General features: G+C 66.8%; 22 protein-coding genes and 1 tRNA gene. 14 read left to right on the top strand and 9 right to left on the bottom strand.

The window, feature by feature from the left end:
- The first annotated feature begins 295 nt into the window (after nucleotides 1-295).
- Complete coding sequence (ispG, locus tag DEO45_RS03180) at nucleotides 296-1,555, top strand: flavodoxin-dependent (E)-4-hydroxy-3-methylbut-2-enyl-diphosphate synthase (RefSeq protein WP_114340864.1); 1,260 nt, start codon at nucleotides 296-298, stop codon at nucleotides 1,553-1,555.
- A gap of 4 nt (nucleotides 1,556-1,559) precedes the next feature.
- On the opposite strand, the gene aat is transcribed toward ispG, so the two are convergent.
- The 3 genes from aat to trxB all read right to left on the bottom strand — a co-directional run bounded on the left by aat (nucleotide 1,560) and on the right by trxB (nucleotide 4,472).
- Complete coding sequence (gene aat / locus DEO45_RS03175) at nucleotides 1,560-2,288, bottom strand: leucyl/phenylalanyl-tRNA--protein transferase (RefSeq protein ID WP_114340863.1); 729 nt, start codon at nucleotides 2,286-2,288, stop codon at nucleotides 1,560-1,562.
- Nucleotides 2,285-3,430, bottom strand: a complete 1,146-nt coding sequence (locus DEO45_RS03170; protein ID WP_114340862.1) for a GNAT family N-acetyltransferase — start codon at nucleotides 3,428-3,430, stop codon at nucleotides 2,285-2,287. The genes aat and DEO45_RS03170 overlap by 4 nt, the downstream gene beginning before the upstream one ends.
- A gap of 76 nt (nucleotides 3,431-3,506) precedes the next feature.
- Nucleotides 3,507-4,472: a thioredoxin-disulfide reductase gene (gene trxB / locus DEO45_RS03165; protein WP_114340861.1), complete on the bottom strand. Its 966-nt coding sequence runs from the start codon at nucleotides 4,470-4,472 to the stop codon at nucleotides 3,507-3,509.
- Between the two features lie 214 nt (nucleotides 4,473-4,686).
- Here trxB and ald point away from each other — a divergent pair, with 214 nt between their 5' ends.
- From ald to DEO45_RS03115, 10 genes are all read left to right on the top strand, one after another.
- The gene (ald, locus tag DEO45_RS03160) at nucleotides 4,687-5,751 is read left to right on the top strand and encodes an alanine dehydrogenase (protein WP_114340860.1); all 1,065 of its coding nucleotides are present in this window, start codon (nucleotides 4,687-4,689) and stop codon (nucleotides 5,749-5,751) included.
- A 26-nt stretch (nucleotides 5,752-5,777) separates the two neighbouring features.
- Nucleotides 5,778-8,105: a DNA translocase FtsK gene (locus DEO45_RS03155; RefSeq protein ID WP_114340859.1), complete on the top strand. Its 2,328-nt coding sequence runs from the start codon at nucleotides 5,778-5,780 to the stop codon at nucleotides 8,103-8,105.
- Nucleotides 8,106-8,244: 139 nt separating this feature from the next.
- A complete protein-coding gene (gene lolA, locus DEO45_RS03150) occupies nucleotides 8,245-8,910 on the top strand; it encodes an outer membrane lipoprotein chaperone LolA (protein WP_114340858.1) in 666 nt (221 codons plus the stop codon).
- A gap of 7 nt (nucleotides 8,911-8,917) precedes the next feature.
- A complete protein-coding gene (locus tag DEO45_RS03145) occupies nucleotides 8,918-9,610 on the top strand; it encodes a YoaK family protein (protein ID WP_114340857.1) in 693 nt (230 codons plus the stop codon).
- Between the two features lie 109 nt (nucleotides 9,611-9,719).
- Complete coding sequence (locus DEO45_RS03140; RefSeq protein ID WP_114340856.1) at nucleotides 9,720-11,057, top strand: replication-associated recombination protein A; 1,338 nt, start codon at nucleotides 9,720-9,722, stop codon at nucleotides 11,055-11,057.
- 108 nt (nucleotides 11,058-11,165) lie between these two features.
- The gene (locus DEO45_RS03135; RefSeq protein ID WP_114340855.1) at nucleotides 11,166-11,744 is read left to right on the top strand and encodes a hypothetical protein; all 579 of its coding nucleotides are present in this window, start codon (nucleotides 11,166-11,168) and stop codon (nucleotides 11,742-11,744) included.
- A gap of 111 nt (nucleotides 11,745-11,855) precedes the next feature.
- Entirely contained in the window at nucleotides 11,856-13,136 is a 1,281-nt protein-coding gene (gene serS, locus DEO45_RS03130) for a serine--tRNA ligase (protein WP_114340854.1), read from the top strand.
- Nucleotides 13,133-13,516, top strand: coding sequence for an LrgA (locus DEO45_RS03125; protein WP_114340853.1), 384 nt, complete (start codon nucleotides 13,133-13,135; stop codon nucleotides 13,514-13,516). Before serS ends, DEO45_RS03125 begins: the two co-directional genes overlap by 4 nt.
- 49 nt (nucleotides 13,517-13,565) lie before the next feature.
- A tRNA-Ser gene (locus tag DEO45_RS03120) sits at nucleotides 13,566-13,655 on the top strand.
- 89 nt (nucleotides 13,656-13,744) lie between these two features.
- Complete coding sequence (locus DEO45_RS03115; protein WP_223250769.1) at nucleotides 13,745-15,040, top strand: hypothetical protein; 1,296 nt, start codon at nucleotides 13,745-13,747, stop codon at nucleotides 15,038-15,040.
- 190 nt (nucleotides 15,041-15,230) lie between these two features.
- Here DEO45_RS03115 and DEO45_RS16455 read toward each other — a convergent pair whose 3' ends face one another.
- On the bottom strand, nucleotides 15,231-15,437 hold the full coding sequence (locus DEO45_RS16455) for a hypothetical protein (protein ID WP_147269677.1): 207 nt from the start codon (nucleotides 15,435-15,437) through the stop codon (nucleotides 15,231-15,233).
- A 162-nt stretch (nucleotides 15,438-15,599) separates the two neighbouring features.
- Between DEO45_RS16455 and DEO45_RS03110 the strand changes: the two genes are divergently transcribed.
- Entirely contained in the window at nucleotides 15,600-16,223 is a 624-nt protein-coding gene (locus DEO45_RS03110; protein WP_147269676.1) for a hypothetical protein, read from the top strand.
- Here the strand turns inward: DEO45_RS03110 and DEO45_RS16450 are convergent.
- Nucleotides 16,195-16,383: a hypothetical protein gene (locus DEO45_RS16450; protein ID WP_147269675.1), complete on the bottom strand. Its 189-nt coding sequence runs from the start codon at nucleotides 16,381-16,383 to the stop codon at nucleotides 16,195-16,197. The genes DEO45_RS03110 and DEO45_RS16450 overlap by 29 nt on opposite strands.
- 85 nt (nucleotides 16,384-16,468) lie before the next feature.
- Here DEO45_RS16450 and DEO45_RS03105 point away from each other — a divergent pair, with 85 nt between their 5' ends.
- Nucleotides 16,469-17,230, top strand: a complete 762-nt coding sequence (locus DEO45_RS03105; RefSeq protein WP_428992420.1) for an aspartate/glutamate racemase family protein — start codon at nucleotides 16,469-16,471, stop codon at nucleotides 17,228-17,230.
- Between the two features lie 98 nt (nucleotides 17,231-17,328).
- On the opposite strand, the gene DEO45_RS03100 is transcribed toward DEO45_RS03105, so the two are convergent.
- Entirely contained in the window at nucleotides 17,329-18,039 is a 711-nt protein-coding gene (locus DEO45_RS03100) for a potassium channel family protein (protein WP_223250768.1), read from the bottom strand.
- 199 nt (nucleotides 18,040-18,238) lie between these two features.
- A complete protein-coding gene (locus tag DEO45_RS03095) occupies nucleotides 18,239-19,525 on the bottom strand; it encodes an NRAMP family divalent metal transporter (RefSeq protein ID WP_114340850.1) in 1,287 nt (428 codons plus the stop codon).
- Nucleotides 19,526-19,685: 160 nt separating this feature from the next.
- Between DEO45_RS03095 and DEO45_RS03090 the strand changes: the two genes are divergently transcribed.
- Nucleotides 19,686-22,088, top strand: coding sequence for a phosphoketolase family protein (locus DEO45_RS03090; RefSeq protein WP_114340849.1), 2,403 nt, complete (start codon nucleotides 19,686-19,688; stop codon nucleotides 22,086-22,088).
- Nucleotides 22,089-22,112: 24 nt separating this feature from the next.
- Here DEO45_RS03090 and DEO45_RS03085 read toward each other — a convergent pair whose 3' ends face one another.
- Both DEO45_RS03085 and DEO45_RS03080 read right to left on the bottom strand, forming a co-directional pair.
- The gene (locus DEO45_RS03085; RefSeq protein ID WP_114340848.1) at nucleotides 22,113-23,306 is read right to left on the bottom strand and encodes an acetate/propionate family kinase; all 1,194 of its coding nucleotides are present in this window, start codon (nucleotides 23,304-23,306) and stop codon (nucleotides 22,113-22,115) included.
- On the bottom strand, nucleotides 23,303-24,718 hold the full coding sequence (locus tag DEO45_RS03080) for a bifunctional enoyl-CoA hydratase/phosphate acetyltransferase (protein WP_114340847.1): 1,416 nt from the start codon (nucleotides 24,716-24,718) through the stop codon (nucleotides 23,303-23,305). Before DEO45_RS03080 ends, DEO45_RS03085 begins: the two co-directional genes overlap by 4 nt.
- Nucleotides 24,719-24,746 lie beyond the last annotated feature (28 nt).

The raw sequence follows: 24,746 nt of genomic DNA, 5'->3' as shown, positions 1-24,746 counted from the left end.
TGAAGCATGGACGGCCGTCATGACTTCGATCAAGCGACTGCGGCAATCCGCCCCTGTCCCCCTGGTGGCCCCTGCGGCGGCCTCGCCGCGGGCAGGCGCCCGATACTGGCGAACGGCGCGTCGAGGGATTGTGCAGGCATTTCATGGCGATGCCGTCGCCGGTGCCGGAGCCGCCCGATCCGGTGCGTGTCGTGGCGGTGCCGGCATGCGCCGATTTGTCACAGGGCGGCAGGCACGATCGGGTATCCTTGTTGCATCGCTGCGAGCCCTCGCAGCCTGCATTCCGGTTGATTCCATGAGCGAGATCGCTGCACAGAAACCGCGTCCGGCCGCGCCGGCGCTACGCCGGCCCAGCGTGGCCGTGCAGATCGGCAAGGTAACGGTGGGCGGCGGAGCGCCGGTGGTGGTGCAGTCGATGACCAACACCGACACCGAGGATCCGGCCGGCACCGCGAAACAGATCGCCGAGCTGGCCCGCGCCGGCTCCGAGCTGGTGCGCATCACGGTCAACACGCCGGCCGCCGCCGCGGCGGTGCCGCGGATCGCCGAGCGGCTGGCGATGATGGGCGTGGAGGTGCCGATCGTCGGCGACTTCCACTACAACGGCCACCAGCTGCTGGAGCGCGAGCCGGCCTGCGCCGAGGTGCTGGCGAAGTACCGCATCAACCCCGGCAACGTCGGCTTCGGCAAGAAGAAGGACAGCCAGTTCGGTGCGATCATCGAGAAGGCGATCCAGTACGGCAAGCCGGTGCGCATCGGCGCGAACTGGGGCTCGCTGGACCAGGGCATGCTCACCGCGCTGATGGACGAGAACGCGCGCCGCGCCGACCCGTGGGACGCCTCGCACGTGGCGCGCGAGGCGCTGATCCGCTCGGCGCTGGATTCGGCCACGCTGGCCGAGAAGATCGGCCTGCCGCGCGAGCGCATCATCCTGTCGTGCAAGGTCTCCGGCGTGCAGGAACTGATCGCGGTATACCGCGACCTCGCCGCGCGCTGCGACTACGCGCTGCACCTGGGCCTGACCGAGGCCGGCATGGGTTCCAAGGGCATCACCGCGTCCAGCGCCGCGCTGGCCGTGCTGCTGCAGGAAGGCATCGGCGACACCATCCGCATCTCGCTGACGCCGGAGCCGGGCGCCTCGCGCACCGGCGAGGTGATCGTGGCGCAGGAACTGCTGCAGACCATGGGCCTGCGCTCGTTCACGCCGCTGGTCACCGCCTGCCCGGGGTGCGGGCGCACCACCAGCGAGTTCTTCCAGGTACTGGCCAAGACCGTGCAGGAACACGTGCGCGAGCAGATGCCGGTATGGCGCATCAAGTACGACGGCGTGGAGAACCTCACCCTGGCGGTGATGGGCTGCATCGTCAACGGCCCGGGCGAGTCCAAGCACGCCAACATCGGCATCTCGCTGCCGGGCAATGGCGAGGCGCCGGCGGCGCCGGTGTTCATCGACGGCGAGAAGGCGATGACCCTGCGCGGCGACAACATCGCGAACGAGTTCGTGGGGATCCTCGACGATTACGTGGCCCGCAAGTACAGCGCGCGGGCCGGCTGACAACTCAGCCGCCGGCGCCGGGCTGCAGCAGCCGCGGCGTGAAGTCGGCCCAGCTGCCGGCCAGCCCGGGCATCCGGCCGAGTTGCGCGACCTGCCGCAGGAACTCCATGCGTGGCATCTCGATCGCGCCGAGGCCGAGCGTGTGCGCGTTGCTTACCTGGGCGTCGAGCAGCGGGAAATCCATCTCGTGCAGCAGTTGCGCCAGCGCGACCAGGGCCAGCTTCGAGCTGCCGCTCTCGGCGCTGAACATCGATTCGCCGCAGAACAGCCGGCCGACGGCCACGCCATAGATGCCGCCGACCAGCCGTTCACCGTCCCATACCTCGACGCTGTGGGCGTGGCCAAGCTTGTGCAGCCGCACGTAGGCGTCGAGCATCGCCGGCACCAGCCAGGTGCCGGAGTCGTTGGCGCGCGGCGCGGCGCAGGCGCGGATGACCTGTTCGAAGGCGTGGTCGACGCTGAGTCGCCATGGTTTGTCCCGGAGCTGGCGGCGCAGGCTGCGGTTGATCCGCAGCGCCGCGGTGGGGAACACGCAGCGCGGGTCGGGCGACCACCACAGGATCGGTTCGCCCTCGCCGAACCACGGAAAGATGCCTTTCCGGTACGCTGCCAGCAACCGCCGCGGCGACAGGTCGCCGCCGAACGCGAGCAGGCCGTTCGGATCGGCCAGCGCGTGGCCCGGATCGGGAAAGCGATCCGGCTCGTCGGGGTCCAGCAGCGGCAGGCGCATCATCGTTCCGGGTGGCCGCGATCGGCGTAGGGGCTGTGGTCCTGCAGCTCGGCGGCATAAGCGTCGACCGCTTCGGCCTCGCTGGCAAGCGCCGTGGCTACGGCGCCACGGAAATCCGGGTTCACCAGGTAGTGGCGCGAATGCGTGCGTACCGGCAGGAAGCCGCGCGCCAGCTTGTGCTCGCCCTGCGCGCCGGGTTCGAAGCGATCCAATTGGTGCGTGATCGCGTATTCGATGCCGCGGTAGTAGCACAGCTCGAAATGCAGGCCGGGCACGTCCACCGCGGCGCCCCAGTAGCGTCCGTACAGCACGTTGTCGCCCTGCACGAACAACGCCATCGCCACGATGGTCTCGTCGTGCCGGGCGAGCGCCAGCTGCGCCGTGGCCCCCAGCCCGCCGAGCCGGCGGAAGAACGCCGCGGTCAGCGTCGCGTGGTTGCCCTTGGCGTCGAAGGCGGCCTCGTACAGCGCATGCACGCGGCGCCACTCGTCGTCGTCGAGCGTGTCGCCGCCGCGCCACTCGATGGCCAGCCCGCTCGCCGCCACCTGGCGGCGCTCGTGCAGGATGTTCTTGCGCTTCTTGTGGCTGAGCGCGGCGAGGAAGTCCGGGAAATCGAGGTAGCCGCGGTTGTGCCAGTGGAACTGCACGTCCGAGCGTGCCAGCCAGTCGTGGCCGAACGCGGCGAGTTCACCGCCCTGCAGGAAGTTGGCGTGCACCGACGACAGCCCCAGCCGCTCGGCCTCGCCACGCATGGCCGCGACCAGTGCGCGCTGCAGCGACGGCGTGCGCGCGTGGTCGCCCGCCAGCAGGCGCGGGCCGGGCACCGGCGAGTAGGGCACGCCGCAAAGCAGCTTCGGGTAATACTCGCCGCCGGCGCGCTCCCAGGCGCGCGCCCAGCTCCAATCGAACACGAATTCGCCGTGCGAGTTGCCCTTCAGGTACAGCGGCGCGGCGGCCAGCAGGCGGCCGCTTTCGTACAGGCCCAGGTGATGCGCCTGCCAGCCCCAGTCATGGCGGATGCAGCCGCTGTGCTCCAGCGCGTGCAGGAACGCGTGCGACACGAACGGGTTTGCCTCGGCGCGCAGGGCGTCCCATTCCGCGGCAGGCAGTTCGGCGATCGCGTCGTGGAAGCGGATCTCGTGCATGGCATGGAGAGTGGAACGAGCGGTACGGTCCATGCCACCGCTCGTTCCTCACTCCTCTCCACTCATTCCTGCTTCATCAGCCGGCCGGCGTCTGCTGGTCCAGCCAGCGTTCGGCGTCGAGCGCGGCCATGCAGCCGAAGCCGGCCGAGGTGACCGCCTGGCGGTAGATGTGGTCGGCCACGTCGCCGGCGGCGAACACGCCGGGCACCGAGGTCATCGTGGCCATGCCGTGCTGGCCGCTGTGGATCTTGATGTAGCCGTCGTGCATGTCGAGCTGGCCTTCGAAGATGCCAGTGTTCGGCGTATGGCCGATCGCCACGAAGAAACCGGTGGCGGCGATGTCGCGGGTGGCGCCGGAGTTGACGTCCTTCACGCGCACGCCGGTGACGCCGGTGTGGTCGCCGAGCACCTCGTCGATGCTGTGGTTCCAGACCAGCTCGATCTTGCCGGCGGCAGCCTTCTCGAACAGCTTGTCCTGCATGATCTTCTCGGCGCGCAGCTTGTCGCGGCGGTGCACCAGGTAGACCTTGCGGCCGATGTTGGCCAGGTACAGCGCTTCCTCGACCGCGGTGTTGCCGCCGCCGATCACCACCACGTCCTGGTCGCGGAAGAAGAAGCCGTCGCAGGTGGCGCAGGCGGACACGCCCTTGCCCTTGAACTTCTCCTCGCTCTCGATGCCCAGGTACTTGGCGGTGGCGCCGGTGGCGATGATCATCGCGTCGGCGGTGTACTCGCCGGAGTCGCCCTTGAGCCGGAACGGACGCTGCTTCAGGTCCACCGTGTGGATATGGTCGAAGATCATCTCGGTGTGGAAGCGCTCGGCGTGCTCGGCCATGCGCTGCATCAGCGCCGGGCCCTGCAGGCCCTCGACGTCGCCCGGCCAGTTGTCCACGTCGGTGGTGGTCATCAGCTGGCCGCCCTGCTGCAGACCGGTGATCATCGTCGGCTTGAGGTTGGCGCGGGCCGCGTACACCGCGGCGGTGTAGCCGGCGGGGCCGGAGCCGAGGATCAGCAGGCGGCTGTGTCTGGGGGCGACGCTCATGGTTATAATCCTTGGGGTTTTCGGGTGACTTGAGTGGCTATTCGCTCCAGCCCCTGCGGCTGTTTCCTTTCGGACCGCAGCGGGGATGACGACGGAGCGCACGACCCCGGAAGAATGGGGAATACGCGGCACCGATTCAAGGCATCGGCAGATCGGCGGCACGGCCGCGGCGATGGCGCGATGGGTTCAAGCTTTCCACAGGGGTCCTTATTCCATGCGCATCGGCATTCCCTCCGAAACCAAGACGATGGAAGGGCGTGTCGCCCTGATTCCCGCCGCCGCCGCCGACCTGGCACGCCGCGGCCATGACGTGTTCATCCAGTCCGGCGCCGGCCTGAACAGCGGTTTTGCCGACGAAGCCTATGCCAGGGAGGGGATCACGGTGGTGGCGGACGCGGCCGCGCTGTACGAGGCCGGCGAGCTGATCGTCAAGGTGAAGGAGCCGATCGCCGGCGACCTGGCCCTGCTGCAGAAGCACCATCTGCTGTTCTGCTACCTGCACCTGGCTGCCGAGCCGGAGCTGACCCGCCGTCTGCTAGGCATCGGCCTCACCGCCGTGGCGTTCGAGTCGGTGACCGAGAACGGCATGCTGCCGCTGCTGTTGCCGATGTCGGTGATCGCCGGTCGCATCGCCACCCAGCTCGGCACCACCCTGCTGCATCGCCCGCAGGGCGGCAAGGGCAAGCTGCTCGGCGGCATGGCGTCCACTCCGCGCGGCAAGGTGGTGGTGCTCGGCGCGGGCGCGGCCGGCGGCAACGCCGCGGCGCTGGCCGCGGCTGCCGGCGCCAACGTGGTGGTGTTCGACAAGCGCCACGACCGCCTCGCCGAGATGATGGCGATGGGTCCCAACGTCACCGCGCTGTACGCCTACGAGTCGTCGGTGGCCGAGGAAGTGCGCGATGCCGACATCGTGGTCGGCGCGGTGCTGATCCCCAGCGCCCGGGCGCCGCACGTGGTCACCGAGGCGATGGTGAAGACGATGGAGCCCGGCAGCGTACTGGTGGATATCGCGATTGACCAGGGCGGCTGCTTCGAGACATCGAAGCCGACCACCTGGGAGAAGCCCACCTACGACGTGCACGGCGTCACCCACTTCTGCGTGACCAACATGCCGGGAGCGGTGCCGCAGACCTCGTCGCTGGCGATTTCCGCCGCGATCCTGCCGTACGTGCAGCGCCTGGCCGCGGGCAGCGAATGGCGCCAGTTCGGCCCGCTGAACAGCGGCATCAATGTCGACGGCGGCAAGCTGGTGCACCCCGCGCTGCAAGGTATGCTCTGACCTTGGGCAGGAAAGGAATACCAAGAGTGGCGCGCAGCACGAATGCAAGGCAACAACCGAAGGAAGGACTCAGCGAGGAGCTGAAGCGCCGGCTGCGCGAGGCCGGCGCGCTGCTGCTGCTGCCGCTGGCGCTGTATCTGCTGGTGTGCCTGTTCAGCTACAACCCGCATGACCCCAGCTGGACGAACGCCGGCCAGCTGGAGCACGCGCACAATTTCGGCGGCACCGTGGGCGCCTACATCGCCGACCTGCTGCGCTGGATCTTCGGCCTGGTCGCCTACTGCTTCCCGTTGCTGTTGCTGCTGCTGGGCGTGCAGGTGCTGCGCCAGCGCGGTGACGAACGGGTGGTGCACCCGTGGGAGCCGGCGCTGCGCCTGATCGGCTTTGTGTTCTTTTTCATCACCGGGCCGGCGCTGCTGTACCTCAATTTCCACGACGAGCCGGTGCTGCCGCAGGGCGTGGGCGGGATCATCGGCGTGTGGGTGGGCAGTGCCCTGCTCGGCGCGTTCGGCGACAAGGGCGCGCCGTTGCTGCTGCTGGCGCTGTTCCTGGTCGCGGTGACCCTGGCCACCGGGCTGTCCTGGTTCAAGCTGATGGACTGGACCGGCCAGGGCGTGCTCCGGCTGGCTGGCTGGATCCGCGGCAAGTTGCGCGAGGCGCCGCAGGTGCTGGCCGCGCGGCAGGCGCGCACCGAGCGCGAGGTGGTCAAGAAGGCCGACGCGGTACGCCAGGCCAAGCGCGAGCCGGTGCGCATCGAGGCCGCGCCGGCGCCGGTGGCCAAGAGCGAGCGGGCACGCCTGGAAACCCAGATCCCGCTGTTCACCGGCGCGGCTGCGCCGGGCGAACTGCCGCCGCTGTCGCTGCTGGACGAGGCACCGCCGCAGGGGCCGGGCTACTCGGAGGAAACGCTCGAGGTGCTCTCGCGCCAGGTCGAGTTCAAGCTGAAGGATTTCAAGATCGACGTGAAAGTGGTCGGCGCCTATCCGGGCCCGGTGATCACCCGCTTCGAGATGGAGCCGGCGCCGGGCATCCGCGGCTCGCAGGTGTCCAGCCTGGACAAGGACATCGCGCGCGGCCTGTCCGTGGTCAGCGTGCGCGTGGTCGACGTGATCCCCGGCAAGAACGTGATCGGCCTGGAGATCCCCAACACGCACAAGCAGATCGTGTATCTGTCGGAGATCCTGCGTTCGGACAAGTACGACCAGACCAAGTCGCCGCTGGCGCTGGCGCTGGGCAAGGACATCGGCGGCAAGCCGGTGGTGGTCGACCTGGGCAAGATGCCGCACCTGCTGGTGGCCGGCACCACCGGTTCGGGCAAGTCGGTGGCGGTCAACGCGATGGTGCTGAGCCTGCTGTACAAGGCCAGCCCGAAAGACGTGCGGATGATCATGATCGACCCGAAGATGCTGGAACTCTCGGTGTACGAGGGCATTCCGCACCTGCTGGCGCCGGTGGTCACCGACATGAAGGAGGCCGCCAACGCATTGCGCTGGTGCGTGGCCGAGATGGAGCGCCGCTACAAGCTGATGGCTGCGGTGGGCGTGCGCAACCTGGCCGGCTTCAACAAGAAGGTGAAGGACGCCGAGAACGCCGGCCAGCCGCTGCTGGACCCGCTGTTCCGGCCGAATCCGGAGATGCCGAACTTGGCCGCCGAGCCGCTGGAGCCGCTGCCGTACATCGTGGTCTTCATCGACGAATTCGCCGACATGATGATGATCGTCGGCAAGAAGGTGGAGGAACTGATCGCCCGCCTGGCGCAGAAGGCGCGCGCCGCCGGCGTGCACCTGATCCTGGCCACCCAGCGCCCGTCGGTGGACGTGATCACCGGCCTGATCAAGGCGAACATCCCCACCCGCATCGCGTTCCAGGTCTCCAGCAAGATCGACTCGCGCACGATTCTCGATCAGAGCGGCGCGGAGACCCTGCTCGGCCACGGCGACATGCTGTACCTGCCGCCCGGCACCGCCACGCCGGAACGTGTGCACGGCGCCTTCGTCGACGACCACGAGGTGCATCACGTGGTGGCCTGGCTGAAGGCGCAGGGCGCACCGCAGTACATCGAGGGCGTGCTGGAGGAAGTGCAGGCCACCGGCGACGGCAAGTTCATCAACGACGCCGGCTTGCCGCAGGAGGGCGAGGAGGGCGGCGACGCCGAAACGCAGCTCTACGACAAGGCCGTGGCCATCGTCACCCAGACCCGCCGCGCCTCGATCTCGGGCGTGCAAAGGCACCTGCGCATCGGTTACAACCGCGCCGCACGGCTGATCGAGCAGATGGAGCAGGACGGCGTGGTCAGCGCGCCCCAGCACAATGGCAACCGCGAGGTGCTGGCGCCGCCACCGCCGAAGAATTGAGCCTTTGGCAGGGCGGGCGGTGCCCGCCGGCTTCTGCTCTCTCCGGCGGGGTAAAAGCGGCGGGCGGTGCCCGCCCTACAGATCCGTTAAGCCGATACGCTCCACAATTCACCGCCATCGTCACGTTTCGGGGAATCCGATGAAACGCTTCATGCTCGTCCTGTCCGCCATCGTGTTGGCACTCTCGCTGAGTACCGTGGCGCGGGCCGCCACCGGTCCGGCGCGCGCGCGGCTGGACGCCTTCGCCACCGGCCTGCATTCGCTGACCGGCCACTTCAGCCAGACCCTGACCGACATCAACGGCCACACCAGCAAGAACAGCTCCGGCACGCTGGCGCTGCAGGCGCCGCGCCAGTTCCGCTGGGACACGCTGGCGCCGTACAAGCAGACCATCGTGGCCGACGGCAGCCGGGTGTGGATGTACGACCCGGAACTGGAGCAGGTCACCGTGCGCATCCAGTCGAGCGAGGAGGCGCACAGCCCGCTCACCGTGCTGACCGACCTCAAGCAGATGGACAAGGATTTCAAGGTGGTCGAGCAGGGCGAGCACGACGGCCTGGTCTGGCTGCGGCTCAGCTCCACCGGCAAGGACCCGCAGTTCGACCACGCCGACCTTGGCTTCGACGCGAACGGCCTGGCCCGCATGACCTTCCGCGACCAGCTCGGCTCCACCACCGAGATCCGCTTCTCCGGCTGGCGGCGCAACGCGCCGATCCCGCCGGCCACCTTCAATTTCGTGCCGCCGAAGGGCGCCGATGTGATCGGCGACGCGCCGGTGATCGACGTGCAACCGCTGAAGGACTGATGCCGCCATGACCGTGCTGCGCAAGTTGCCGCGCTGGGCGTGGATCGGCGGCGGCATACTCGCCTTCATCGCCGGCATGGTCAACGCCGCCGGCTACATGGGTTTCCGCCACCAGTCGATCACCAACCTCACCGGCTCCACCAGCCTGCTCGGCATCGCGGTGGGCACCGGCGATGGCGGCGAGGCGTGGCACTGGCTGCTCTCGATCAGTGCCTTCGTGGTCGGCGCGCTGCTCAGCGGCCTGATCGTGCAGCAGCACACGCTGAAGCTCGGCCGCCGTTATGGCGTGGCGCTGGCGCTGGAGTCGCTGCTGCTGTTCGCCGCGGTGCCGCTGCTGGACGCCGGCAGCTCGTATGGCCTGGACCTGGCCGCGATGGCGGCCGGGCTGCAGAACGGCATGGCCAGCACCTACAGCGGCATGGTGTTCCGCACCACCCATGTCTCGGGCATGTTCACCGACCTGGGCATCTACATCGGCCAGCGCCTGCGCGGGCTGGAGGTGGATACCTTGCGCATCCGCGTCTGCCTGCTGGTGGTCGGCAGCTTCACCTTCGGCAGCGGGGTGGGCGCGGTGCTGTTCCGCGTGTTCGGCGAGCACACTCTGCTGATCCCGGCCACGCTCACCGGACTGTGCGGCGTGGGCTACGGCATCTACCGCCAGTACACGATAACGGCGGGAATCCGACCCGACGAGGTGTGACCGTCGCGCGGGTCGCGGCCGTCGTCGCCGGCACCGCATATGCCAGCCTGGCCCGGATAGCCGCCCGGCCACCCCATGGGGCAGCGGCGGCATGACGTATCATGCGGGCATGCCCCGTCCCGTCCCCACACCCGGCGCCGGCCTGTTCGCCGAGCCCGACGCGCTCAAGCCGCTGGCCGAACGCATGCGTCCGCGCAGCCTCGACGAGATCGTCGGCCAGCAGCGCCTGGTCGGCCCGGACAAGGCGCTGCGCCGCGCGCTGGAGGCCGGCAAGATCCACTCGATGGTGCTGTGGGGCCCGCCCGGTTGCGGCAAGACCACCCTGGCGCTGCTGGTGGCGCGTTACGCCGACGCGGATTTCCGCGCGATCTCCGCCGTGCTGTCCGGTCTGCCGGACGTGCGCAAGGCGCTGGCCGAAGCCGAGGTGAACTTCGCCCAGGGCCGGCGCACCGTGCTGTTCGTGGACGAGGTGCACCGCTTCAACAAGACCCAGCAGGACGCGTTCCTGCCGCACATCGAACGCGGCGTGATCATCTTCATCGGTGCCACCACCGAGAACCCCTCGTTCGAGCTGAACTCCGCGCTGCTCTCGCGCTGCCGCGTGCACGTGCTGGAGCCGGTCTCGACCGACGACATCATCGCCGCGCTGAAGCGCGCGTTGGCCGACAGTGAGCGCGGCCTCGGCGAGTTGCAGCTGCAGGTTTCCGACGAGTCGCTGGACTCGATCGCCCAGGCCGCCGACGGCGACGTGCGCCGCGCGCTGACCTTGCTGGAAATCGCCGCCGAGCTGGCCGACAACCGCACCATCGACGAAGCCACCCTGGCCCAGGTGCTGGCCGACCGCACCCGCCGCTTCGACAAGCAGGGCGAGCAGTTCTACGACCAGATCTCGGCGCTGCACAAGTCGGTGCGCTCGTCCGATCCCGACGCCGCGGTGTACTGGCTGTGCCGCATGCTCGACGGCGGCGTCGACCCGCTGTACCTGGCCCGCCGCATGACTCGCATGGCGGTGGAAGACGTCGGCCTGGCCGAGCCGCGCGCCTGGCGCATGGCGCTGGATGCGTGGGATACCTACGAGCGCCTGGGCAGCCCCGAGGGCGAACTCGGCCTGGCCCAGCTGGCGATCTGGCTGGCCATCTCGCCCAAGAGCAACGCTGCCTACATGGCCTACAACAAGGCCCGCGACGCGGTGCGCGAAGGCGGCACGCTGGAAGTGCCGATGCACCTGCGCAATGCGCCCACCAAGCTGATGAAAGGCCTCGGCTACGGCAAGGGCTACCAGTACGACCACGACGCCGAAGGCGGCATCGCACTCGACCAGCAGTGCCTGCCCGATGCGCTCGCCGGCAGCATCTTCTACGAGCCGGTCGAGCGCGGCCTGGAGCTGCAGCTGCGCGAGAAACTGGTCGTCCTGCGCGCCGCCCGCGCCAAGGCCCGCAAGGCGTAAATGCCAGCGCGGGCGATGCGCTTCCTTCATGCGGCGGTGTTGCACGCCCCCTTGCCGCCATCGCGGCCCACGGCCTAGATTCGCCCCACCAATCGGGGAGGGTGAACCATGCGCGTACTCGTGGCAGGTCTGATCGGTGGCATCGTGGTCTTCGTGTGGGGCGTGCTGGCGCACATGGCGCTGGGGCTGGGCAATGTCGGCATCCATCTGCCGGCCAACGAAAACGTCGTGTTGAGCAGCCTGCATGAAGGACTCGGCGACCAGCCGGGCGTCTACATCCTGCCGTCGCTGGATCCGAAGCAGATGGGCGACGCGGCGGTGATCAAGGCTTACTCGGCCAAGGCCGCGACCTCGCCGTACGCCTGGGTGGTCTATCTGCCGCAAGGCGAGGACATGATGCAGATGGGGCCACAGATCAGGCGCCAATGGGCGTCCGACACGCTTGCCGCGCTGGCACTGGCCTTCGTCATCGGCCTTGCCGGCCTGGGCTTCCGGCGGCGCATTCTCGTGGCCGCCGCCGCGGCCGTCTTCGCCTGGCTGAGCACGATGCTGCCGTACTGGAACTGGTACCGCTTCCCGCTCGATTTCACCCTGGCCGCGCTGGTCGAGCAGCTGGTCGGCTGGCTGCTTGCCGGCGCTGCGATGGCATGGTGGCTGGGCCGCAGCGAACGCAGGCTGGCCAGCTGAACGCCCGCGCGCTCCCCTGCGACCCGCAGGGGAGCGCGCCCGGCCCGCATTGCGGCCACCGCCGCCCGGCAGCGATAATTCGCGATTCAAGCCTTCACCCGGACTTCGCTCATGCTGGATCCCGCCCTGCTGCGTTCGCGCCTCGCCGAAACCGCCGCACGCCTCGCCGAAACCCGCGGCTACACGCTCGACGTGGCCGCCGTCGAGTCGCTGGAGAACAGCCGCAAGCAGCTGGCGATGGAGACGCAGGAACTGCAGAACCTGCGCAACACCCGCTCCAAGGCGATCGGCCAGGCGAAGGCAAAAGGCGAGGACGTGGCGACGCTGATGGCCGAGGTCGCCGGCATCGGCGACCGGCTCAAGGCCAATGAACAGGCACTCGCCGAGGTGCAGGCGAAGCTCGCCGACATCGCGCTGGGCATTCCCAACATCCCGCATGCGTCGGTGCCGGTCGGCAGGGACGAACACGACAACGTCGAAGTCAGCCGCTGGGGCGCGCCGCGCGAATTCGCCTTCGAGGTGAAGGACCACGTCGAACTCGGCGAGCGCCACGGCTGGCTCGACGGCGACGCCGGCGCCAAGCTGTCCGGCGCGCGCTTCACCGTGTTGCGCGGCCAGCTCGCCCACCTGCACCGCGCGCTGGGCCAGTTCATGCTCGACCTGCACACCGCCGAGCACGGCTACCTCGAGTGCAACGTGCCGGTGCTCGTCAACGCGGACAGCATGCGGGGGACCGGCCAGCTGCCGAAGTTCGAGGAAGACCTGTTCGCCACCGAAGTCGGCGAAACAAAGCGCTACCTGATCCCCACCGCCGAAGTCTCGCTCACCAACCTGGTGCGCGACACCATCCAGGACGCCGACGCGCTGCCGCTGCGCATGACCGCGCACACGCTGTGCTTCCGCGCCGAGGCCGGCAGCTACGGCCGCGACACCCGCGGCATGATCCGCCAGCACCAGTTCGAGAAGGTCGAGATGGTGCAGATCACCCGTGCCGACCAGTCGCATGCGCAACTGGAGGAGATGGTCGGCCACGCCGAGAAGGTGCTGCAGAAACTCGGCCTGCCGTACCGCAAGATGCTGTTGTGCAGCGGCGACATGGGCTTCACCGCCGTCAAGACCTACGACCTCGAGGTGTGGCTGCCCAGCCAGCAGGCCTACCGCGAAATCTCCAGCTGCTCCAACTGCGAGGACTTCCAGGCGCGCCGCCTGCAGGCCCGCGTGCGCAACGCCGACAGCGGCAAGCCCGAACTGGTGCACACGCTCAACGGTTCCGGCCTCGCCATCGGCCGCACCCTGATCGCGGTGATGGAAAACAACCAGAACGCGGACGGCTCGATCAACATCCCCGAAGCGCTGCGCCCGTATATGGCCGGCCTGGACCGCATCGCATGAACACCCTGGCTGTGCCCGGTGGCAGGTGGGACAAGGTCGAGTTCTACACCAGCTACTTCCTGCTCGTGGTGCTGGCCTCGGTGATCGGCACCCGCCTCGGCTTCGACGGCGTGTGGCAGATGCCGAAGATCGACCTGGTGCTGTCGATCATCGCGCTGTTGCTGGTCATTGGCAGCTTCTGGTTCGCCCGCCACAACCGCCGTTGGCGCCTATGGATCATCGCCTTCGCCAGCGCCACCCAACTGGTGCCGATGGTGATGCGCGAACCGGTGCTGCTGTTCCCGCTGCTCGGCGCGCTGATCCCGGTGGCGATCCTGGTGGGGTGCCTGGTGGCGTTGTCGAAGAAGGGCGGCAACGGCCGTCCGCCGCATGGTTCCTGATAGACTCGCCGCGTCGTCGGCAGCGCAAGGCTGCCATGCAAGGTTCCTCGGAGAGATGGCCGAGTGGTTTAAGGCACCGGTCTTGAAAACCGGCGAAGGGTCAAACCTTCCGTGGGTTCGAATCCCACTCTCTCCGCCACCGTTCGATGGGTTAAGTGAACCTGACGCTGTTTTTGGAAGCCTCGTGGAGAGGCTTTTTTGTTTGCCGGAAGGAGAACAGGGGGAAGGATGAACGAGACACTCGATACGATTCAGCGCAGCTTGCAGCAGGTAGTGGCACAAGTTAAGGCGTGCGTGCCTAACGATGAGCCACTTGGAAATGCACACAACAATTGGAGCTTTCCTGGTGTAACTAAGCCGGAGTTGATAGAGGAAGCAGAGTCGATCATCGCCCTCATCAAAGAGAGTGGTGTCGATGACCTGGGCGAGTGGGAAGCGCGGATCGCCGATTACAATCGACGGTTGCAACACCTCGCCCAGCAGACCATCCCGCAGCTATGGGGGAACGCGAATCATGCGGTCCCAGCATATCTGCTAACTCTGAGTGGTCTACGGAAGGCTCTCAGCTCAGCGCTGGCGATCGATGATCGTGCTGAGGCTATGGCCTCCTTAAGGAAACTAACGACGCAAGTTAGAAGCATGGAGGCTAGACTCAAGGGGCTGACGCCTAAAGCTGAAAGTGTTGAGTTGATGGTTGAACGTATTGAGCAGGCATATAACGCCGCAGACCAACTTCCCACAGACCTTGAGGCGCTAGCTGAAGCCAGACAGACGATCGCCGACCTCGCTAGGGACGCTACAAAGGACCAAGCGCGTGTCGCTGGAATTAGGGAGAACGCCGACGAAATCGACGAGAAGCTGAAGAAGAGTTCCGATGACGCGCTGGACGTATTGCGTCGCTGCGAAACGGCGTATTCGGCTGCAACCAGCGTGGGTCTTGCTGCTGCCTTTAATGAACGTTCCGTCTCGCTTGCCAAATCCATGTGGATTTGGGTCGTCGGTTTGATCGGAGCCCTGGCGGCGGGCAGTTTTTTTGGAGCGGGCCAATTGCATCGCCTCTCGGAGCTCCTGAAAATTCCTAATGCATCAACGTCAGTTGTGGTGCTAAACATGCTCCTGTCTTTGCTTTCCGTCGGTGCGCCAATTTGGTTCTCATGGCTGGCTACGAAACAAATTGGCCAACGCTTTAGGCTTGCAGAGGACTACGCGTTCAAGGCCTCAATCTCACGGGCGTATGAGGGATTTCGACGCGAAGCCGCGAGGGTCGATAAAGATCTGGAGGCGCGTTTGCTGGCATCAGCCTTGACTAGGCTCGACGAACTTCCCATAAGGCTGGTGGAAACTGACAGCCATGGCAGCCCTTGGCATGAGCTTGCGTCATCGAACGTCGTTCAGCAGGCGATTAAGGTAGTGCCGGGGTTTGCTTCCCAGGTTCACGATCTCGCCATCAAGGCCGTAAATACCATTGCAGAGAAGCGTCTTCGCCCTAGTGCGCCGCAGGTGGCGGCAAATGAGGCAGAGTAGTTAGGGTGGCGAGGTCTGGCCAAACAGAAGCCTCGCTTTGGTGGGGCTTCTGTTGCTTGAAAAACGGGGCCAGCTCAGATTCATTTTCCAGCCTGTCCTCCGTTTCGAGTTGCTTCCCCACTCCATGCTCCGCCAGCCCATCACTCTGCCTTGTCGACCCCCGGCGGGTAAACACCGGCAAGCCGCGCGATCAGGATCGCGACGAACAGTGAAAAGGTGCCACGGACAATTTTCGACGGCTAAAACACTCGCGCGCTTCGGCGAACGTCGCTTGTAGTTTTTCCAGCTTCCGCGCATAGGCTGCGGCGGCTTCGGTCGTGCGTTCGCTGATGCGCTGAATGTTCCCGGAGGAGAGCTTGACCCCGGACGGGATCGTGTTGAAGTTGATCGGCGGCATGGACTGGTCCTCTGCGCGATGCGGCGGCCCATTCCCGACACTCGCGCGGACCATAGCTGGCGCGTTGGAAGCGGGCAAATGATAACTTCTTGTATTTTATATTGTTTGTGTGATAACACTTCAGCCTCGGGGAGGATGTCGTTTCCAACTCAGGGGAAGACTATGCCGAGCCTTACAGTTCGCGCGATGGCGGAGATGCTTCGCCAACCGGCCTATGCGCAGGCCAGAATCCTTGCTGATCAGAAATATCCCAAACAGGAACCCCAGGTTTTCCGTACTCCCTACTATCAACAAGCGCTGACGGGAATCCGAAACTTCTACCGTTCGGGCCGCAATTCGTCACAAATATCAGCGGCGCTTAGCAAGATTGAAGGCCTTGGGCAGGAGACACGCAGACTGAATAATGGGCGTGTTATCACGTCCTTCCAAAAGTCACCCCTATTTGACAGGGCGCTGTCGCTTCAAAAGGTTCCCCACTGGAAGTCATCGCTGGGGACGGTCGAGTTCCGGCTCTCGCCTGACCTCAACGTCACCGAAGATGACGAAAACAGACTGCTCTTTCTGAATTTTAGGAATGCCAAGCTTGATCCCGAAGTGGCGAAGCTCACATCTGAAATTTCGCACTGGGTTCTGGAAACGAATGGCATCAAGATGCCTATCGACCATATCGAGTACGTGGACCTGTTCACGGGAGAAATTTACTCTGTGAAGAAGCGTAGAGCAGCGACTACAAAGGCCGTGATTGAGAGCGCAAAGATCATTGAGGCGTTGTGGCCAACTCTCTGACGCTATACATGGAGCCGGCGCCGAACGGCTTGTCGGCGGTCGTCGCCCCGCACTGGAACACGTAGCGCATCAGATAGCCGCTCGCGGTGACATGCAGTGCAGCGTCAAACCAGCGCGACATGACCGGCGCCTGCCGGCCGCCGGATCGCAAGGCTGCCATGCTATGTTCCCGGAGAGATGGCCGAGTGGTTCAAGGCAGTAGTCCCGCTCGCGCGAACGGATGCCGAAGCGAGTTCGATCGTTGGATGTCTACCTCCCATTGCAGGAGTCGAGCGCGACAGGTCATCGAGGAGGCTGTGCAAGTGAGAACACTGGGATTGATTGGTGGCATGAGTTGGGAGTCCACCGTCTCTTACTACCGGCTGATCAACGAGGCAGTCAAACAGCAGCTGGGCGGGTTGCACTCTGCCAAGCTGGTCCTCTTCAGTGTGGACTTCCACGAGATCGAGCAATTGCAGCACGCCGGCGAGTGGGAAAAGGCCGGTGCGGTCCTGGCGCAAGCCGCATCTGCACTGGAACGGGCGGGAGCGGAAGGCCTGGTGATCTGCACCAACACCATGCACAAGGTGGCTGCACAAGTGCAGTCGGCCGTCTCCATTCCCTTGTTGCATATCGCCGATCCCACGGCCGCAGCGATCAATGCCGCCGGGTTGACCAGCGTCGGCTTGCTGGGGACCCGCTTCACCATGGAGCAGGACTTCTATCGGGAGCGCCTGGAGAAGAGCCACGGGCTCAAGGTCCTTGTCCCCGGCGAAGAGGATCGCGCCGTGGTGCACAGGGTGATCTACGACGAACTTTGCCTGGGCATCGTGCGTGAAGAATCGCGCAAGGCGTACTTGGACATCATCGACCGCCTGGTCGGCAACGGGGCACAGGCCATCATCCTCGGGTGTACCGAGATCTCCCTCCTGATTCAGCCGGCGGACACCCACGTTCCGCTGTTCGACACGACGGCGATTCACGCGGCTGATGCCGTGCGCTGGTCTCTCGAGGGTGGGGCAGCCTAGTCGGCTGCGGATTGTTGCGAGGAGGGCTACCTCAGATTCACTTTTCAGCCTGTCTTCCGTTTCAAGTTGCTTTCCCACTCCATTCCCTGCCAGCCCCATCACTCCGCCTTGTCGACCCCCGGCGGATAAACGCCGGCAAGCCGCGCGATCAGGATCGCGACGAACAGCGATCCGGTGATCTGCTCTACCGTGCAGATGCCGCGCGCCTGCCTGCCGAGCGGGGCCAGGTCGCCGAATCCGGTGCTGGTGAGTACCGTGAAGCTGAAATAGACGAAATCGAAAAACCCGGGATTCGTCGGCTGGCCGCCCAGCGTGAACGAGCCCGGATGGTAGTTGTCGATCAGCGCATACAGGAACGCCCAGAAGACGCCGATCAGCAGGTACATCGAGGCCGCGCCGAACAGCTTGTCGGCGGTCATCACCTCGCGCTGGAACACATAGCGCATCAGGTAGCCGATGGCGGCGGCGTACAGCGCGACGGCGAACCACCTCGACATGACGAGTGCGTGCGGATCGCCGGATCGCAGGGCGATCCATTGATAGACCAGTGCCGGGGCGGCGAGGACCAGCGCCAGCAGAAACGAAAGTGTCGTGCGACCGACCGAGGCGACCGTCGCCACCACCAGGAACGCATTGGCACCAGCGATCGCGATACGGCCCAGGGGTGTCGGGTCGATGAACGACACCACGGCGACGAAGGACATCAGCATCAGGAACAGATAGAAACAGCGCTGATAAAAAATGCCACCCAGGATCCGGCCTACACCTCTGATCAACATGGCTGCTCCGCATTGCGGTTCGTGAGGCAATACGCAGGGAAGGCTAGGCCTGAATGTCCCCGTCAGGGGCGATCCACGTCAAATCACCTTTGCCAATCTATCGCATTCAGCCCTACGCGAAAGAGCAAATCCGAGCGAATCCGCGTCAGTCGAGTTGCTGCGAATCACCCTTGGTAGGCCGCGACCGGGTGCCAGGCGATTCTGCCCGTATGGCACGCCCGGCCAGGCCTCACTTCCCCCACGTCACGAACATCCCCACCACCGCCGCCCCCATCGCGGCGGTAGCCAGCCAGCCGAACAGTTTCAGCGGCCACGGCATGGTGAATTCGCCCATGACCTTGCTGCTGGAGCCCATCAGCATCATCGCGATCATCAGCGGCACGGCGGCGACGCCGTTGACCACCGCGCTCCAGTACAGCGCCTTGATCGGGTCGAGCGGGGTGAGGTTGAGCGCGATGCCGAGCAGGGCTGAGCCGATCAGCATGCCGTAGAAGAACCTGGCCTCGTGCGGCTTGTGTTCGAGCCCGCTGCGTTGGCCGAACGCGCCGGCGGCGGCGTAGGCGGTGGCGCCGGCCAGCACCGGCACGGCGAGCAGGCCGGTGCCGATGATGCCGGCGGCGAACAGCGCGAACGCCAGCTCGCCGGCCAGCGGCCGCAGCGCTTCGGCGGCCTGGGCCGAGGACTGGATGTCGGTCTTGCCGTGCGCATGCAGCACCACGGCGGCGGTGAGGATGATGAAGAACGCGATCAGGTTGGAGAAGATCATCCCCACCGTGGTGTCGATGCCGATCCGGCGCAGGGCGCTTGGCGCCTGTTGCGGAGCGTCCTGCAGTGGCTTGCGCCGTTTGCTCGTCTCGATCTCTTCCACTTCCTCGGAGGCCTGCCAGCAAAACAGATAGGGGCTGATGGTGGTGCCGAGCAGGGCGACCAGGCCCACGGCGTAGGCGGCGTCCCAGCGGATCGGCGGCAGCACGATGCTCCTCAGCACGGCGCGCCAGGGCACGTCGATCACCAGCACGGTGGCCACGTAGGCGAACAGGCTCAGGGTGAGCAGCTTGAGGATCGGCGCGTAGCGGGTGAACGGAATGAACACCTGCAGCAGCAGCGACAGCACGGCGAAGAGTGCGGCGTAGAGCAGGGCCGGGCCGCCGATCAGCAGTTTCAGCGATGCGCCCATGGCGCCGATGTCGGCCGCCAGGTTGATCACGTTGGCGACGAAGATCAGCGTCAACAGCCCATAAACCAGCTTGCGCGGGTAGTGCAGGCGCATGCCGTCCATCAGGCCCTGGCCGGTGACGCGGCCGATGCCGGCGCTGATCGCCTGGATCGCGATCATCAGCGGCATGGTCAGGAACACGCACCACAGCATGCCGTAGCCGAACGCCGCGCCCACCTGCGAGTAGGTGGCGATGCCGCTGGGGTCGTCGTCGGCCGCGCCGGTGATCAGGCCGGCACCGAGATTTTTCCAGGGCGGGGTTTCCCGACCGCCGTCTTCGGTGTTTTTGCGAGTGGCCATGCTGCTGTTTCCGCGGTGTGACCCCGCCCGGGGCCGTGGCAGGGTATCCGTGCGGATGATGCAACAGTCCCCGACCCCGCGTGTGACGAGGTGTCGCAGCGAAATTCACGGCCCGGGGTGTACACAATGCGCTTAACCGCATCCACGGGGTTGTCCGACCATGACTACCGATGCCCTCGCCCGCCTGTCGCTCGACCCCGACCAGCTGCACGGCATCGACGCCTGGTGGCGTGCCGCAAACTACCTTTCGGTCGGGCAGATCTACCTGCGCGCCAATCCGCTGCTGCGGGAGCCGCTGGCGCTGGCGCACGTCAAGCACATGCTGCTGGGCCACTGGGGCACCACGCCGGGGCAGAACTTCATCTATGCGCACCTGAACCGGGCGATCCGGCAGTACGACCTGGACATGTTCTACATCTCCGGGCCCGGCCACGGCGGCCCCGCGGTGGTGGCAAACGCATACCTGGATGGCACCTACAGCGAGGTGTACCCGGACATCAGCCAGGACGAGGCAGGGTTGCAGCGGTTGTTCAAGCAGTTTTCCTTTCCGGGCGGGATCCCCAGCCACGCCTCGCCGGAATGCCCCGGCTCGCTGCACGAGGGCGGCGAACTCGGCTACTCGCTGAGCCATGCATTCGGTGCGGTGTTCGACAACCCCGGACTGATCGCGGCCTGCGTGGTCGGCGATGGCGAGGCGGAAACCGGGCCGCTGGCCACCGCCTGGCATTCGAACAAGTTCCTCGATCCGGTGGGCGACGGTGCGGTGCTGCCGATCCTGCATCTGAACGGCTACAAGATCGCCAACCCCACGGTGCTGGCGCGGATCGGCCGCGACGAGCTGGAGCAGTTGCTGCGCGGCTACGGCTGGACGCCGTATTTCGTGTCGGGCAGCGAACCGGCGGCGATGCACCAGGCGATGGCGGCGGCGCTGGATGCGGTGGTGGCGCAGATCCGGCTGATCCAGCGCGATGCACGGGAACATGGCGTCACCGCGCGACCGCGCTGGCCGATGATCGTGCTCGACTCGCCCAAGGGCTGGACCGGCCCGAAGCTGGTGGACGGCAAGCCGAACGAGGGCACCTTCCGCGCCCACCAGGTACCGCTGTCGGTCTCCGCCAGCAGCCCGCCGGAGCACCTGCAGCAGCTCGAGGCGTGGCTGCGCAGCTACCGGCCGGACGAGCTGTTCGACGCGCATGGCCGGCTGCAGCCGGAGCTGGCCGCGCTGGCGCCCGCCGGCACGCGCCGGATGAGCGCGAACCCGCACACCAACGGCGGCATGTTGCTGCGCGACCTGCGCCTGCCGGACTTCCGCGACTACGCGGTTGCGGTGCCGCAGCCCGGCGTGCCCGGGATCGGCGATACGCACGTGCTGGGGCCGTTCCTGCGCGACGTGATCCGCCTGAACCAGCAGCCGCGCAACTTCCGCATGTTCGGCCCGGACGAGACGGTATCGAACGGCCTCAATGCGGTGTTCGAGGCCACCAACCGCCAGTGGGAGGCCGCGCTGAAGCCGAACGACGAGTTCCTCGCCGCGCAGGGCCGGGTGGTCGAGATGCTCAGCGAGCACCAGTGCGAAGGCTGGCTGGAAGGCTACCTGCTGAGCGGGCGGCATGGCCTGTTCAACTGCTACGAGGCGTTCATCCACATCGTCGATTCGATGTTCAACCAGCATGCCAAGTGGCTGAAGACGACCGCGGCGATCCCGTGGCGACGCCCGCTCGCCTCGCTGAACTACCTGCTGGCCTCGCACGTGTGGCGGCAGGACCACAACGGCTTCACCCACCAGGACCCCGGCTTCATCGACCACGTGGTCAACAAGAAGGCGCAGATCGTGCGTGTGTACCTGCCGCCGGACGCGAACTGCCTGCTGTCGGTGATCGACCACTGCCTGCGCAGCCGGCATTACGTCAACGTGGTGGTCGCCGGCAAGCATCCTGCACCGCAATGGCTGGCGATGGACGCGGCGCAGCGGCACTGCAACCAGGGCATCGGCCTGTGGCCGTGGGCCAGCAGCGACCAGCGTGGCGAGCCCGACGTGGTGATGGCCTGCGCTGGCGACGTGCCCACGCTGGAGACGCTGGCGGCGGTGACGATCCTGCGGCGCTACCTGCCGGAGCTGAAGCTGCGCGTGGTCAACGTGGTCGACCTGATGAAGCTGCAATCGCGCAGCGAGCACCCGCACGGCCTGGACGACGACGATTTCGACCAGCTGTTCACCCGTGACAAGCCGGTGGTCTTCGCGTTCCACGGCTACCCGAGCCTGGTCCACCGGCTCACCTACCGGCGTACCAACCACGACAACCTGCACGTGCACGGCTACCAGGAGGAGGGCACCATCACCACCCCGTTCGACATGACCGTGCTGAACGCGCTGGACCGTTTCCACCTGGTGATCGACGTGATCAACCGCGTGCCGCAGGCGGGCGAGCGGGGCATCTACCTCAAGCAGAAGCTGCTGGACAAGCTGCTCGAGCACAAGCAGTACATCGACGACAACGGCGAGGACCTGCCGGAGATCCGCAACTGGGCGTGGGGCGCGCAGGACGCCGGCATGCTGGCCTGAACCGCTCCGGTCGACCCGCGTCCGTCAGACGTGGACGAGCGCAGCGGCGGCCGTCGCGGCCACCCATTCCTCGTTGGCGGCTTCCACCACCACCTTCACCCGGCTGGCTGCGCTGGAGATGACCGGTGCGTGGGCGGCATTCGCTACCGGGTCGATCGCCACGCCGAGAAAACCCAGGCCGGCGCAGACGCGCTCGCGGATCACCGCCTGGTGCTCGCCGATGCCCGCGGTGAAGGCCAGCATGTCCAGCCCGTCCAGCGTGGCCGCCAGCGCGCCCACTTCGCGCACGATGCCGCGCACGTACAACGCCAACGCCTCGCGCACCGGCGCCTCGCCTTCGCGCGGCAGCAGCTCGCGCGGGTCGGAGGAAACTCCGGAAACGCCGAGCAGGCCGGACTCGTGGTAAAGCATGCGGGCCACGCGTTCGAGCGACAGCTTGCCGATCTCCATCAGGTAGATCACCGCGCCCGGGTCCAGCGCGCCGCAGCGCGTGCCCATCATCAGCCCGTCCAGCGCCGAGAAACCCATGGTGGTGGCAACGCTTTGCAGGTTGCGCATGGCGCACAGGCTGGCGCCGCTGCCCAGGTGCGCCACGATGGTGCGACCGCGCGCGCCGTCGCCGTAGCGCTCGCCCAGCACCTGCGACTGGTACGCGTAGGACAAGCCGTGGAAACCGTAGCGGCGCAGGCCCTGGTCCCACGCCCAGCGCGGCAGCGGCAGCATCTTCTCGACCGTCGGCATGCTCTGGTGGAAGGCGGTGTCGAAGCAGGCCACCTGCGGCAGTTGCGGCAGTTCGGCCAGCAGTGCGCCGATCGCCTCCAGCGCGAACGGCTGGTGCAGCGGCGCCAGCGGGATATAGCTTTTCAGGTCGGCCAGCACCGCGGCATCGACCCGCACCGGCTCGAAGTACTTGCTGCCGCCGTGCACCACGCGGTGCGCGATCGCCACGATGCGGCGGCCGTGCAGCTGCGCCACGATGCGCTGGCGCAGGTAGGTCAGCGCGGCGTGGTAGGGGTGCTCGCAGTCCAGCGTCAGCGTCTCGGCCGCGCCGTCGCTTGCGCTGAATGCCGGGGCATCGCCGGTGATGCCTTCGATCTTGCCGCTCCATGCGGGCGTGCGCGCCAGGGGCGTCTGGTCCGCGTCGAACAGCGCGAACTTGATGCTGGAGGAGCCGCAGTTCAGCACCAGGATCAGCGAGTCGCCGCCGCTGTCGTTCATGGCGGGCTGAGCCGGTAGCGGTGCGCCACCAGCGCGGCGAGCGCGCACGAGGCGATGCGCGATTCGCGCGAATCGGCGCGGCTGGTCAGCACGATCGGCACGCGCGCGCCCATCACCACCGCCGCGCTGCTGGCGCCGCCCAGGTATTCCAGCTGCTTGGCCAGCATGTTGCCGCTTTCCAGGTCGGGCACCAGCAGGATGTCGGCGAGGCCGGCCACGTCCGAGACGATGCCCTTGATCCGCGCGGCGACCGCGGAGATCGCGTTGTCGAATGCCAGCGGTCCGTCCAGCACGGCACCGGCGATCTGGCCGCGGTCGGCCATCTTGCACAGCGCGGCGGCGTCGAGCGTGGTCTGCATGCGCGGGTTGATCGTTTCCACCGCGGCGAGGATCGCCACGCGCGGCGTGGCGACGCCGAGGATGTGCGCCAGGTAGATCGCGTTGCGCACGATGTCGGCCTTCTCTTCCAGCGTGGGCGCGATGTTGACTGCACCGTCGGTGATGATGAATGGGCGCGGATACGCCGGGCTGTGCATCAGGTAGCAGTGCGAGATGCGCCGCGCCGTGCGCAGGCCGGCCGCAGAGGCCACCACGGCGGCCATCAGCTCGTCGGTGTGCAGGCTGCCCTTCATCAGCGCGTCGACGCGGCCACCGGCGGCCAGCTCGACCGCGCGTGCGGCGGCGGCGTGGCTGTGCGGCACGTCCTCGATGGCGATGCCGGCAAGATCGAGTCCGGCCCTGCGCGCCACCTCCGCGAGTTTCGCCCGCGGCGCCACCAGCACCGGTTCGATCAGGCCGGCCGTGCGCGCATCCAGCGCGGCGCCGAGGCTGGTTTCGTCGCAGGGATGCACCACCGCGATGCGGATCGCACCCAGTGCCAGCGCGCGAGCCACCAGCGGGCTGCGGTCGCCGTCCGGCAGGCGCACTGCCGGCAGGCGGGTGGCGGTGTATTCGATGCGCTCGGCGGGCGCGATCACCTCGACCGTGCCGTCGATCGCCAGCACACCGTGCTGGTTCACACCGCGGCAGGCGAAACGGATCTGCCGGGTGGCCGCATCGCGCGCAACGGCACACACCTGCACCGCCAGCGTGTCGCCGATGCGCATCGGGGCGTGAAAACGCAACGCCTGTTCCAGGCAGGCGGTGCCGGCGCCAGGCAGGTGCATGTCCAGCGCGGCGGAAATCAGCGCCACGCCCCATATGCCGTGGCCGATCGTGTCGTGGAAGTCGGGCAGGGCGGCGCATGCCGGATCCAGCCGCTGCGGATCGCCGTCGCCGTACAGGGTCGCCAGCAGCTGCACGTCTGCGGCAGTCAGCACGCGCTCGACTGTCGCGCTGTCGCCGATGGCGATCTCATCGAAGATACGGTTGCGGATCACCACTGCGGCGGTGTCGGGCATGATCTCGTCCATGCTGGGGTTCCGGTCGGTGTCTGCCATG

Origin of the sequence: Rhodanobacter denitrificans (assembly GCF_003335105.1) — a bacterium.
GTDB classification, from domain to species: Bacteria; Pseudomonadota; Gammaproteobacteria; order Xanthomonadales; family Rhodanobacteraceae; genus Rhodanobacter; species Rhodanobacter denitrificans_A.
The sequence above is the reverse complement of the archived record's forward strand: the minus strand, read 5'-3'. Positions and strand labels throughout refer to the sequence as shown.